Origin of the sequence: Streptomyces diacarni, assembly GCF_003323715.1 — a bacterium.
GTDB lineage: Bacteria > Actinomycetota > Actinomycetes > Streptomycetales > Streptomycetaceae > Streptomyces > Streptomyces diacarni.
Window position 1 is genome coordinate 15,543 of record NZ_QOIN01000068.1, and the last position, 12,802, is coordinate 28,344.

The following is a 12,802-nucleotide window of genomic DNA, read 5'->3' on the forward strand; positions in this document are numbered from 1 at the left end:
CGCACCGCGGGCCCGGACGGACAGCCGACCGGACGGACAGCCGCCTGTACGGGCAGCCGACCGGACGGGCAGCCGATCTCCGGACCCGCCCGGAACCTCAGTCGTCGTTCAGCACCGACAGGTCCTGTGCCGACCCGGGGACCGCGACCGTGCTCCCGTCGTCCGGCAACGCCTGGAGCGTGAAGGCGGGCAGTCCCGCCTGCTCGCGCTCCAGCATTCGGGAGGCGTACAGCGGCCCTCCCGTCAGGCGCTCCACCGTCACCGCGTAGGTGCCCTTGCCCCCGGACGGGCGCGGCGGGGTGACGGCTGTGGTGGTGTGCGCCTTCACGGTCACGGTGGTGCTCTTCGGGCTGCCACCGCCGCTGCCGGCCGACGCGGTCACCCGGACCTTCGCCTCGCCCTTCGGGGCGGTCAGCGACAGCGTGGAGCCCTTCTCGCTGTTGTCCGCGGCCGTCGCGCGCTTGTGCACGGGCTGCGTCGCCGGAACGAACGCCGACTCCTGCTTGTCTCCCTTGCCGCGCAGCACGCGGGCCGCTGCGACGATCCCGGGCGCCTCGGCCTCGCCCTCCGCCGGGGAGAGCACCAGGGAGCCCGCCTCGCCCTGTGTGAGGTCCTTGAGGTCGACCGTGGTCACCATGCCCGCCTTCACGTGCAGCCGCTCGTGCCCCGCCGGGCTGATCAGACCGGAACGGCCGGCCAGCTTCACCGTCAGGTCGGCGTCGTGGCCACCCGGGGCGAAGACGGCGAGCCGCACGGAGGTGGCGTCCTTGGGGATGCCGGGGAGGACGGCGCCGGGGCTCGGGGTGGCGGCGGGAGGGAGCCAGTCACCGCCCAACTTCCGGTCGGACGCCTGCACCTGTGCGCCCACCCGGCCGGACCGTGCGGTGACGTGCAGCGTCACATTGGTGACCGGCTCGGGGGTCAGCGTGGACAGCAGGACGGGCACCGTGGAGCGCGGCGGGACGGTGATGCCCTCCCCCGCGCCGCCGCCGGTCTTGATTTTGCCCTCCTTGCCGTACAGGTCCAGATCGACGACCGCACTGGTGCTGTCCGGGTTGGTCAGGTGCACGTAGTCCTGCCGGTCCTCGGCGGTGCTGGCGCCGGGGAACCAGAACGTGGTGTCCGGGGCCGAGCACGAGGTTCCCAAGAGCCCGCGTCCCGCGCCCGCGCTGATGCTCGTCGTCTGCTGCACCGTCCAACCTGGCGCGAACGGACCGTCCGCCGTGCCGGTGAGCGCGGGCGCCTTGGCATCGCTGATCTCCTCGGTGACCGGCGTGCCGGGGCTGCTGAGAGGGAGGAAGGGCTTCCCCTCCTTCTTGCCGTCGCCCTTCCCGTCGTCCTTGCCGCCCTTGTCTTCTTTCTTGTCTCCCTTGCTGTCCTTGTCGTCCTTGCTGTCCTTGCTGTCCTCGTCGCCCTTGCTGCTCGATCCCGGGTCAGCGGGGGCCTCGGTGTCGGCGAGTTCGGCGGGGTAGAGGGCCGCGCTGCCCTTCTTGCCCGGGCCGCCCTTGGGCGTGAACGCCGTGTAGGAGGTCTCCGCGACGTCGGACGTGGTCGGCCGGGGGCACACCAGCGTGGAGCGCTCCACGGGCTTGTACGCGGCCGGCTTGGCGCTGTCCCCGTTCTCCGCCGCCTCCTCGGGTGCCCAGAGGGTGGCCAGACCGGTCACGGCAGCCAGCGCGACGACGGTGCCGCCGAAGCTGAGGACTGTGCGGTTCACTGCTGCTCGCTCCCGTTGCCGTACCTGTTGTCGTAGCCGTCGTGCGCCGCCGGCCCGCCGTAGCCGGGGGTACCGTCGTAACCGGGCGCGCCCTCGTGGCCCTGCGCCCCTTCGTATCCCGTCCCCTGGCCCGGCTGGTAGCCGTAGGCTTCGGCGCCGCCCTGTGCCGCGTACTGCTGTGCCTGCCAGCTGTCGTAGCCGCCCTGCTGGTCGTAGGACTGCTCCCCGTACGGCTGCGAACCGTGGGACTGCCGGCCGTACGGCGGCTGATCGTAGGACTGCTGAGCGTAGGACTGCTGGTCGTAGGGCGGCTGGGCGTACTGCTGTTGGTGCGGGACCTGGCCGTAGACCGGCTGCCCGTAGGCGTCGTACCCGTAGGCAGGCTGCTCGAAGGACTGCTGCTCGTAGGACTGCTGCTCGTAAGGGGCCTGCTCGGCGTACCCCGTCCCGGCCGCGGGGTCGTACGGGGGCCCGGGGTGGTGCCCGGGCTGCTGCGGCACGTAAGGCTGCTCCTGGCCGTACGGCTCGTGGGCGGGCTGCTCGGGCAGGCCGTGCGGCTCGGCGCCGCCGTCGGTCTCGGAGACCGACGGGTCCTCCGAGGCGCCCGGTGCGGCTGCGGCCGCTTCGGCGGCCGCTCGCAGCCGGCGGGCTCTGCGACCGTCTCCGACCGCGGGGTCGGGCGCGGGCGGGGCGTCCGGCAGGTCGTCGTCCACCTCGCGCCTGCGGCCCGGCAGGGCGAGGACGAGGACGACCAGGAGGAGGAACCCCTGGGTCCACACCCACACCGTGTGGGTGAAGGGAGTCTCGTACGTGAGGGTCAGCTTGCCGCCTTCGGTGGGCAGTTCGAAGCCCTGTGCCCAGCCGTCGACCGTGGTGCCCTTGAGCGGACTGCCGTCCAGGCTCGCCTGCCATCCGCTGTCCGCCTCGTCGGCGAGCCGCAGCACGCGCCCGGAGGGCCCGGTCGGCAGGGTCGCGTGCGACTCGACGGGTCCTGACGCCACGGCGACCGGTGCGGTCACCGCGCCGCCTGCGCCGCTCTTCTCGTCGCCCGGGACGATCGAGACCCGCGAGACCTGCCGGTCGACGCGCCACAGTGCGCTGCCGTCCTCCTGGCTGAGGCGGGTGAGACCCGGGGTCGCGTCCAGCGTGCGGCTGACCTGGCGTGCGGTGCCGTCGCGCAGCAGGACGTAGCGCACGGCATAGCCGCCCAGTTGGCTCGTCTGGTCGGCACCGGACCCCGCGACGAGGTGGGAGACCACGTCGTCCAGCCGCGCGTCGTCGCCGCCGACGGCGGCCAGGTCGGCGTCCCCGAGGCGGGCGCCGGAGCCCCGCACCAGGGTGTAGCCGACCTCGGCGGCGCCCTCCGGCTGGTCGAGGACGAGGGTGCGGGCCTGGTCGCTGGTCGTGCTCTCCTCCGCGACGAAGGCGGGCACCTGCACCGGGTCGCGCCGCGAGAGGGGACCGTCGGCGCCGCCGGCCATCCACCCCACGGCCGCGCACAGGGGGGCGAAGACGGCTGCGGCCGCGACCAGCGCGGCGACGGGCTGACGCCAGCCGAAGCTCTGCGCCGCCACCCGCTCCTTCGCGCCCTCGGCACCGACCGCGGCAGCGCTCAGCAGCCCGATCCCGTACACGAGGGTGGCGGGACCCGCCCAGGCCGAACCGTTGGACAGCGCGGCGAATACCAGCCCTGTCAGCGCCACGGCCCACGCCGCGCGCACGGCCAGTTGCCGCTCGCCGCGCAGCAGTGCGGCCAGCCCGGCGAGCACCAGGCCGACGAGGAAGAGCCCGTCCGTGGTGCCGGGGCCGCCCGGCGAGACCGTCAGCAGGTCGATGGCGGAGGCGGCACCGGTGCCGTACTCCAGACCGACCTCGCTCAGGAACATGCCGGGGTCGGTCAGCAGCGACAGCGACCAGGGGGCGAGCAGTAGCACCGGCGTCACGAGGGCGACACCGAGACGCGCCGCGCGCATGCCGGGCGAGCCGCCCTGCCGTACACGCACCACGAGCACGACGAGGGCCAGCACCAGAGCCAGCGGCCACACCAGGGGAGTGAACGCCGTCGTGAGGGTCAGCAGCAGCGCGTACGCCCACGCGGACCGCCAGCCGCCCTTGCCGTACAGCCCGCAGGCCGAGACGGCGGCCCGCGCCAGCAGGGGCAGCAGGATCGCCAGGACGGCGGTACCGATGCGCCCCTGCGCGAGGGCGCCGGTGGCGGCGGGAAGGAACGCGTAGGCGACGCTCCCCCAGGCCCGCACCAGCCGGGAGTCGACCAGCGGACGGGAAGCGAAGTAGGCGGTGAGTCCGGCCAGCGGCACGGAGCACACGAGCAGCAGGGTCAACGCCAGGCTCGTACTGCCGAACAGCAGCGTGGCGAACGTGGCGAGGACGGCCAGGTAGGGCGGGGCCGACTCGGTACCGCCCGTGCCGACGGGATGCCAGCCGTCCAGATAGCGCGCCCACAGGTCCGAGACGGTGTCGGGCACGGGCAGCAGTGCCCCGCCCGCCAGCGCCCCGCCGCCCAGCAGCGACCGGCAGGCGACCAGGGAGACGATCAGCAGGACGGCGAAGAGGACCGGCCCCGGCTTGCGCGCGACCTGTTTGACGCGCGCGAACTGCTCGACCTCCAGGAAGTCGGCGTCGTCATCCGAGGGACCGGACTCGACGGCACCGTGCCGCCCTCCGGCGGACAGCTCCGCCTCGGAGCGGCCTGAGAAGTTGCTGGTGACCTGCTCCAGAGTGGCGCGCAATGTGGCACCCGGCGGAGGGAACAAGGGGCGCAACTCCTTGTGCGGCACCACGGGCCTGCCCCGTCTGCGCCGCGCACCGAGCACCCGGCCGGCCCGCAGCAGCGTGCCGGACAGTCCCGTGATCTCGTCCAGCGCCTGCCCTGGCACCTTGCCGACCAGATAGGCGAGCGTGCGCACGAGAGTGCCGAAAACCAGCCGCAGCAGCACCCACGGGAGCATCGCTCCCGACGTGTTGGCGAGCAGCGTGTAGACGGCACCCGCCTTGTCGACGCGATGCGGGCTCGCACCACTGCGGCTCGCCCGTCCCACACAGTCGACCGGACGGCGCTCCCGCGAGGCCGCCTCGGCGTGCCGCACCACGGCGTCCGGCGCGACCAGAACCCGGTGCCCCGCGGCCTGCGCACGCCAGCACAGGTCGACGTCGTCCCGCATCAGGGGCAGCGCGCGGTCGAAGCCGCCCAACTGGTCGAAGACGTCGCGGCGGATGAGCATGCCCGCCGTGGAGACGGCCAGCACGGGCCGCACCTGGTCGTACTGGCCCTGGTCCTGCTCGCGCCGGTCGATGCCCGTCCAGCGCCGGCCGCTGTTGGCGAGCGAGACGCCCGCCTCCAGCAGCTGCTTGTGGTCGTACCAACTGCGCAGCTTGGGTCCCGCGATGCCGGCGGACGGGTCCGCGTCGACGACGCGCAGCAGTTCGGCCAGAGCGTCCGCCTCGGGCGCGCAGTCGTCGTGCAGCAGCCACAGCCACTCGACGGGCTCCCCGTAGGGCAGCTCCGGCATGTCGTAGGCGTCGTCGCGCCAGGTCCTGTTGACCGGGTCCCAGCCGCTGGGCCGCTTCAGGTACGGCAGGTCCTCGGGGGTGAGCCTGCGGGCGGTACGGGAGGCCTCCTCGACCGCGGTGCCGAACCCGGTACGGCGCGCCATGTGCAGCACGCGTTCGACACCGAGTGACTCGGTGAGCAGTTCGGCGGAATTGTCCGCGCTGCCGGTGTCGGCAGCAATGATGTTCTGCACCGGGCGGCTCTGCTCCAGCAGTCCGCGCAGCGCGTCGGGGAGCCAGCGCCTGCCGTCGTGCGCGACGAGCACGGCGGTGACGACGTGCCGGGGGAACTCGGGCGGCTCCACGGTGGCCAACCCTGCTGCGGCCGCCTCGTAATGGGCCGCCATATGGCTGTGCACGGACATCGAGGTAGGGGCCCTCCCCGGGGTGCCGGGGCCTCGCGGCGGTGCCGCGCTGTGGCTGCAAGCCCCCGGAAGACGCGAATCGGAGCGGTGAACGCACCCCCTGTGCCAGGGCGGTGCGTCGCGGACGGCCCCACACTAACGGCTCCCACAGGTGCGTCCGGCGCCTTGGTGCAACTGGCCCGAGGGGGCTTCACACGACCCGAGAGCGCTCACGGCGGCTTCCGCTCACCCGATACGGACAGCCGAACGCGGCGCGAACGGGCGGCCGGGAGGCCGCCCGAAAGGCCGCTGTCGGACAGAAGGCAGGCCAGTAGGTCTCCGGCAGGCTCCGAGGCGCCGGACGAGAGGGCGATCAAACGGGAGGGGTGGGCGGGCCCGGACGCCCAGCCGGGCGCCGGTCGACAAGCCGACCGGTACGCCGGTCGAACAACGCGATACGTCGGTCGAACACTGAAAGTCCCGGTCGAACACCACCGGTCTCGGCCGGACGCCGGGCACGGCGTGCGAGAACGGCCGGACGCGGTCGCAAGGCCGGACGCAGGCGGTGCGAGGAGTGCGAGTCGCGCGCTCCGATTGGATTGGGTCTCCGCTTAGCGGCAGACCGTCGGTACGGCGGGCCGCCGACGCGGCAGGCCGTCGGCGCGGCAGGCCGTCGGCGCGGCAGGCCGTCGGCGCGGCAGGCCGACCAAGCGGCGGAGCAGCGGGGGCGGTGCCCCGTCAGATGGCGGCTTTCTTCAGCCGACGCCGTTCCCGTTCGGACAGGCCGCCCCAAATACCGAAACGTTCGTCATTGGCGAGGGCGTATTCGAGGCATTCCGAGCGGACTTCACACGCGAGGCAGACCTTTTTCGCCTCGCGGGTTGAACCGCCCTTCTCGGGGAAGAACGACTCCGGGTCGGTCTGGGCACACAGCGCGCGCTCCTGCCAGCCCAGCTCCTCGTCCGCCTCTTCGACCAGCAGTTGTTGGAACAGCTCGGTCATGTGCGCCCCTCGATCCGTCTCTGCGACCCCGTGATGCTGTCGTTATCGAACCCTCTTGAACGACACGAGTGAAATTACAAGTGTGCCGATCCGGGGCAGTCAAGCCGAGATCTGCTATTGAGCCCGTTATTCACCCGGCGGAACCAAGCGTTCGCCGTAAGTGTTCAAATCAGCATGAACTATGACACTCACATCCGGAGGCCGTCCTATTTGTCCGGCTTCTGTATGGAGAACGTGATGACCTGCTTTCACGTTCCGCACCAACCCCCGGATGGCCCTGATCACGTTCCGGTCACGGAAGGACAACGGCGATCCGAGTGCGGTTGGTGCGCCGTATCTCCCGTGCAGGGCAGCACAAACCTTTCGCCGTCCGCAGCGACCGGAACCGGTGAAACTTCACTCACAAACGCGGCGTCAGGTTGACACTGGTGTCTCGGAACGCTCTCCTTGGACGCATGTCAGCGACCTCTGAGATCCGCACGGCCCGTGGCGCCCTCGCCCCGCGGCCTGCCGGGGGTGCATACGTCTCCCCCGTCGCTTCTCACGTCCCGGAGCCCCGCCGCTGTCGCTGTTCCCGCGACTGTCCGGCGCGCTGTCGCTGATCCCTCCGCCCTGACCTCGGGCCGGGTCTCTTCCCACCCACCGACCGGCTGACGAGCCGCGCGGCCACTGTCCGGCCGACGAGCAGGGCTCCAGCCGGGCGGCACGCCAGGGTTTCCTCCCGCGTCTCCCCTCCCGCACTTTTCTTTCCGCGTCGGCTGCCACTGCCGTAGCACCCAGCCCTCCGGCGCGTCACCCCAGCTTCCTGTCCAGCTCTCTGCGAAGGCACCGCCGCACGTGAACAGCGACATCGAAATCGCGGGCGATCCGCTCGCCCTCCCGCACCTCCTTCCTCACGCGCCCGCGCATCCCGGCACCGTCGCGGGGTACGCCGGAGTGATCCGTGAACTGGCCGCCGACCGCGCCTCCTGGGCGCCCCTGGTGCGCTACGACCCCACCCTGCGCTGGTACCACCGTCTGCGCACCGGGCCCGGCTACGAGGTGTGGCTGCTCAGTTGGCTGCCGGGCCAAGGCAGCGGGCGGCACGACCACGGGCGCTCGTTCGGCGTCTTCGGCGTCCTGGCGGGTGAGTTGACCGAGCACGGCAGCGGTACCCGGGTGCTCACCCCCGGAACGGTGCGGGTCTTCGCCCCGGGATACGTGCACGAGGTGACCAACGACGGTCTGGAACCGGTCGTGAGTGTGCACGTCTACGCGCCGGGGCTGACCGAGATGCCCCGGCACTGCTCCGTCGGTCCTGCCGTCACCCGGAGCGCGCCGGCCTGACGGCCCCGTGCGGGCTGCCGTGGTCTTCGACGGTCCGGCCCGCCATGCCACCCACCGCGCCATCCGTCACGTCACCCTTCGCGCCGTTTCCCAGGTGGTGGCCGGGCGGGCTGATGTCCGCGGCGGGTGCCGGGCTGCGAGACTGGTCGCATGCAGCGCATTGTGGTTCTGGCCGGGGGCATCGGCGGTGCCCGTTTCCTGCGCGGACTCAGGTCCGCGGCGCCCGACGCGGAGATCACCGTCGTGGGCAACACCGGTGACGACATCCATCTGTTCGGACTGAAGGTCTGCCCGGACCTCGACACCGTGATGTACACCCTGGGTGGCGGCATCCACGAGGGTCAGGGCTGGGGCCGGGCCGACGAGACGTTCACCGTGAAGGAGGAACTGGCCGCCTACGGCGTGGGCCCCGAGTGGTTCGGGCTGGGCGACCGCGACTTCGCCACCCACATCGTGCGCACCCAGATGATCGCCGCCGGGTACCCGCTCAGCGCCGTCACCGAGGCCCTGTGCGCGCGCTGGCAGCCGGGGGTGCGGCTGCTGCCGATGACGGACGACCGCGTCGAGACCCACGTGCTGATCGACGATCCGGAGGCGCAGGGGGAGGAAGGCGGCCGCAAAGCCGTCCACTTCCAGGAGTACTGGGTGCGGCTGCGGGCGTCCGTGGACGCGCACGCGGTGGTGCCCGTCGGAGCCGAGACCGCCAAGCCCGCACCGGGCGTCCTGGAGGCCATCGCCGCGTCCGACGTCGTCCTCTTCCCGCCGTCCAATCCGGTCGTCAGCGTCGGCACGATCCTGGCGGTGCCCGGTATCAGGGAGGCCATCGCGGACGCGGGCGTGCCGGTCGTCGGCCTCTCCCCCATCGTCGGTGACGCGCCGGTGCGCGGGATGGCGGACAAGGTGCTGTCGGCCGTCGGGGTGGAGACCACCGCGGCGGCCGTCGCCGCGCACTACGGTTCGGGGCTGCTGGACGGCTGGCTGGTGGACACCGTGGACGCCGGCACCGTCGGGGCCGTCGAGGAAGCCGGAATCCGGTGCCGCGCCGTACCGCTGATGATGAGCGACGAACAGGCGACCGCCGAGATGGCCCGGGAGGCGCTCCGGCTGGCCGAGGAGGTGCGGGCGTGACGGCGCCGACGGCCGCGACGCCGCCGCTCCCCGACCCGGACGGCTCCGCTTCGGCCCCTTCCCCCGCGGACGCGCCACTCGCGGACGCGTCACCCGCGTCCGGGCCGCAGGCGTCACCCGAGTCCGGGCCGGACGCGTCCGGGCCGCACGCGTCACCCGCTTACGAGGTCTGGGCGCTGCCCGGCATCCCCGAGGTGCGGCCCGGCGACGACCTGGCCGCGCTCGTCGTCCGTGCGGCGAGCGCGGACGGGCGCACGCTCGCGGACGGTGACGTCCTCATCGTCACGTCGAAGATCGTGAGCAAGGCGGAGGGCCGCATCGTGGAGGCCGACGACCGCCACGCCGCGATCGACGCGGAGACCGTGCGCGTCGTCGCCCGGCGCGGCCCCGCGCGCATCGTGGAGTCACGGCACGGGTTCGTGATGGCCGCCGCCGGAGTCGACGCCTCCAACACGCCCAAAGGCACCGTTTTGTTGCTCCCGAAGGACCCGGACGCCGCGGCCCGCCGGGTGCGCGACGGGGTGCGCGAGGCGCTGGGTGTCACGGTCGGTGTCGTGGTCACCGACACCTTCGGACGGCCGTGGCGCGAGGGGCTGACCGATGTGGCCATCGGCGCCGCCGGCGTGCGGGTCCTGGAGGACCTGCGCGGCGGCGTCGACGCCCACGGCAACCCGTTGGGCGTGACGGTCACGGCTGTCGGCGACGAGCTGGCCGCCGCGGGCGAACTGGTCAAGGGCAAGGCGGACGGCCTGCCCGTCGCCGTGGTGCGCGGGCTGGCCCGGCACGTGCTGCCCGCCCCGCACGAGGGCGGTGAGGGCGGTGACACGGAGCCCGCGGTCACGGCACGGGCGCTGGTGCGGGACGCCGCGGCGGACATGTTCCGGCTCGGCACCTCGGAGGCCGTACGGGAGGCGGTGACGCTGCGGCGCACCGTACGGGAGTTCACGGCCGACCCCGTGGACGGGCAGGCGGTGCGGCGGGCCGTCGCAGCGGCTGTGACCGCGCCCGCGCCGCACCACACGACTCCCTGGCGGTTCGTCCTGCTGGAGAGCGAGGGCTCCCGGCTGCGGCTGCTGGACGCCATGCGGGACGCGTGGGTCGCCGACCTGCGCGCCGACGGCAAGAGCGAGGAGAGCATCGCCAAGCGGGTCAAACGCGGCGACGTGCTGCGCAACGCGCCGTACCTCGCCGTCCCCTGCCTGGTCACGGACGGCGCCCACACCTACCCCGACGCGCGGCGCAACGCCTCCGAGCGGGAGATGTTCGTGGTGGCGACCGGCGCGGGCATCCAGAACTTCCTCGTCGCACTGGCCGGCGAACAGCTGGGGTCGGCGTGGATCTCCTCCACCATGTTCTGCCGCGACGTGGTCCGCGACGTCCTGGAACTGCCCGCCGGCTGGGACCCCATGGGCGCCGTCGCCATCGGGCGGCCCGCGGCACCGCCCCGGCAACGCCCGGCACGCGCGGCGGAGGACTTCGTCGTCGAGAGGTGAGCCCGTCGGGCCCGCCTACAGCGGTACGCCCCCGACGACAGCGGTACGCCCCACTACAGCGGGGCGATGTTCCCCACCGGGAAGCGGGGCTGACGGCGCGGCATGCGGGGGCCGCCCAGCACGACCAGGCGGGAGGCGCGGTGCCGCTGCCCCTCGTAGGGGGCCAGCAGCTCGAGCATGCCGTCGTCGTCGACGCCCCGCTCACCCGTGAGGGCGTACCCGACCAGGCGCGGCAGGTGCAGATCGCCGACCGTGACGGCGTCCGGCTCACCGTTGCAGCGCTGCAACACCTCCGCCGCCGTCCAGGGGCCGATGCCGGGGATCGCCTGGAGCCGGGCCTGCGCCCGGGCGAGCCCCATGTGCGCGGCCTCCTCCATGCGGCTCGCCCGCTGGAGAGCACGCACAACGGCGGCGGAACGCTTCTGGTCGACCCCGGCGCGGTGCCACTCCCACGAGGGAATGCGCAGCCAGTCACGCGGATGGGGCATCACCCACAGGTTCGGATGCGGACCCGGGGCGCGCTCGCCGAAGCGGCGGACCAGCAGCCGCCAGGCGCGGTACGCCTCCTCCGCGGTGAACTTCTGTTCCAGGACGGAGGGGATCAGCGACTCCAGCACCCGCCCGGTGCGGATCAGCCGCAGCCCGGGGTGACGGCGGTGCGCCTCACGGGTGATGTCGTGGTGCGGGACGAAGGCGTCCGGATCGTCCTCGGCACCGAGCAGCCGGGGAAGCCCTTCCAGCAGCCATCCGGCGCCCGGCCCCCACGCCTCGGCGCGCACCTCGCCGTGCGCGCCGCCGGGCCGCAGCCGCACGCACAGCGCCGCGGGTCCTTCCGGGGTGCGCGTGCCGCGCCACACCGCGCCGCCGGTGCCGCCCTCGGCGCGGTACGTCGGATCGTAGGGACCACGGCACAGCACGCCCAGGCTGCCGTGCAGGTCGTACGGGCCCGGCGGGGTCCAGGAGCGGGTGAGTGACACGGAGAGCAAGCGTAGAGCCCGCCACCGACAGTCCCGCACCGGCCGGCACGGCAGCCGGCTACCGATCCGGTGAGGACTACCGGTCCGGGGGGGACTACCGGCCCGGGGAGGGCGACTGATCCGGAGGGCTACTGGCCCGGAAAACTACTGGTCCGGAGAACTACTGGTCCGAGGAGAAACGGACCGCGCCTGCGGGGATGCGGGCGTCGCACCAGACGCGGATACCGCCGCGCAGCTCGTTGCCCTCTCCGATGACGGCGCCGTCACCGACGACCGCACCGTCCAGCACGGTGTCGGCACCGATCCGGGCACCGGCACCGATCAGGGAGTCCCGGATGCGCGCGCCGGGCGCGATCACGGCGCCGTCGAGCAGCGCGCTGCCGTCGATCCGGGCGCCCGCTCCGACCTCGGCGCCCGCCCCTGCCACCGAGCCGCCCGTCAGCTTGGCGTCCCCGGCGACCTGCGCACTGGCCAGTATCAGCCGCTCGCCGCACCGCCCAGGGACGGCGGGAGAGGGCGCACGGCCCAGTACCAGGTCGGCGGAGCCGCGGACGAACGACGCGGGGGTGCCCAGGTCGAGCCAGTAGGTGGAGTCGACCATGCCGTGCAGGTGCGCTCCCGCCTCCAGCAGACCGGGAAAGGTCTCCCGCTCGACCGAGACCGGGCGCCCGGCCGGGATGGTGTCGATGACCGACCGGGTGAAGACGTAGGCACCGGCGTTGATCTGGTCGGTGACGATCTCCTCGGGTGTCTGCGGCTTCTCCAGGAAGGCCGCCACCCGCCCTGAGGTGTCGGTGGGCACGAGCCCGAAGGCGCGCGGATCGGTGACCCGCGTCAGGTGCAGCGAGACGTCGGCGCCCACCCGGGTGTGCTGATCGACCAGGGCGCGGATGTCGAGCCCCGAGAGGATGTCGCCGTTGAAGACGAGAACCGGTTCGTCGGGCGACGAGTACAGCCGGGAGGCGACGTTGCGGATGGCGCCGCCGGTGCCCAGCGGTTCCTCCTCCGTGACGTACTCCAGATGCAGGCCGAGCTGGGAGCCGTCGCCGAAGTACGGCTCGAAGACCTCGGCGAGGTAAGAGGTGGCCATCACCACGTGGTCGACACCCGCCGCACGGGCGCGTGCCAACTGGTGGGTGAGGAAGGGCACACCCGCGGCCGGGACCATGGGCTTGGGAGTGTTCACCGTGAGCGGACGCAGCCGGGTGCCCTTGCCCCCGACCAGGAGGATCGCCTCTGTCACCT

Annotated in this window: 8 protein-coding genes; 3 read left to right on the forward strand and 5 right to left on the reverse strand. The window is 73.0% G+C overall.

Features of this window, described 5'->3' with window-relative positions; genetic code table 11:
- Positions 1-97: 97 nt before the first annotated feature.
- The 3 genes from DTL70_RS30790 to DTL70_RS30800 all read right to left on the reverse strand — a co-directional run bounded on the left by DTL70_RS30790 (position 98) and on the right by DTL70_RS30800 (position 6,633).
- Positions 98-1,717, reverse strand: a complete 1,620-nt coding sequence (locus DTL70_RS30790) for a DUF5719 family protein (RefSeq protein WP_114025306.1) — start codon at positions 1,715-1,717, stop codon at positions 98-100.
- Complete coding sequence (locus DTL70_RS30795; RefSeq protein ID WP_114025307.1) at positions 1,714-5,652, reverse strand: glycosyltransferase family 2 protein; 3,939 nt, start codon at positions 5,650-5,652, stop codon at positions 1,714-1,716. Before DTL70_RS30795 ends, DTL70_RS30790 begins: the two co-directional genes overlap by 4 nt.
- Before the next feature lie 717 nt (positions 5,653-6,369).
- Positions 6,370-6,633, reverse strand: coding sequence for a WhiB family transcriptional regulator (locus DTL70_RS30800; protein WP_016910644.1), 264 nt, complete (start codon positions 6,631-6,633; stop codon positions 6,370-6,372).
- An 837-nt stretch (positions 6,634-7,470) separates the two neighbouring features.
- On the opposite strand from DTL70_RS30800, the gene DTL70_RS30805 reads away from it, so the two are divergent.
- From DTL70_RS30805 to DTL70_RS30815, 3 genes are all read left to right on the forward strand, one after another.
- Positions 7,471-7,959, forward strand: coding sequence for a cysteine dioxygenase (locus DTL70_RS30805; protein WP_114025308.1), 489 nt, complete (start codon positions 7,471-7,473; stop codon positions 7,957-7,959).
- 150 nt (positions 7,960-8,109) lie between these two features.
- The gene (cofD, locus tag DTL70_RS30810; protein ID WP_114025309.1) at positions 8,110-9,087 is read left to right on the forward strand and encodes a 2-phospho-L-lactate transferase; all 978 of its coding nucleotides are present in this window, start codon (positions 8,110-8,112) and stop codon (positions 9,085-9,087) included.
- Positions 9,088-9,263: 176 nt separating this feature from the next.
- Positions 9,264-10,580: a coenzyme F420-0:L-glutamate ligase gene (locus DTL70_RS30815; protein ID WP_114025345.1), complete on the forward strand. Its 1,317-nt coding sequence runs from the start codon at positions 9,264-9,266 to the stop codon at positions 10,578-10,580.
- A 53-nt stretch (positions 10,581-10,633) separates the two neighbouring features.
- On the opposite strand, the gene DTL70_RS30820 is transcribed toward DTL70_RS30815, so the two are convergent.
- Positions 10,634-11,557, reverse strand: coding sequence for a DNA-3-methyladenine glycosylase family protein (locus DTL70_RS30820; protein ID WP_114025310.1), 924 nt, complete (start codon positions 11,555-11,557; stop codon positions 10,634-10,636).
- A 160-nt stretch (positions 11,558-11,717) separates the two neighbouring features.
- On the reverse strand, positions 11,718-12,800 hold the full coding sequence (gene manB / locus DTL70_RS30825; protein ID WP_114025311.1) for a mannose-1-phosphate guanylyltransferase: 1,083 nt from the start codon (positions 12,798-12,800) through the stop codon (positions 11,718-11,720).
- Positions 12,801-12,802 lie beyond the last annotated feature (2 nt).

Coding starts and splice junctions, on each gene's coding strand:
- DTL70_RS30795 (WP_114025307.1), bottom strand. CDS start 5,652: ATGTCCGTGCACAGCCATATGGCGGCCCATTACGAGGCGGCCGCAGCA.
- DTL70_RS30800 (WP_016910644.1), bottom strand. CDS start 6,633: ATGACCGAGCTGTTCCAACAACTGCTGGTCGAAGAGGCGGACGAGGAG.
- cofD (WP_114025309.1), top strand. CDS start 8,110: ATGCAGCGCATTGTGGTTCTGGCCGGGGGCATCGGCGGTGCCCGTTTC.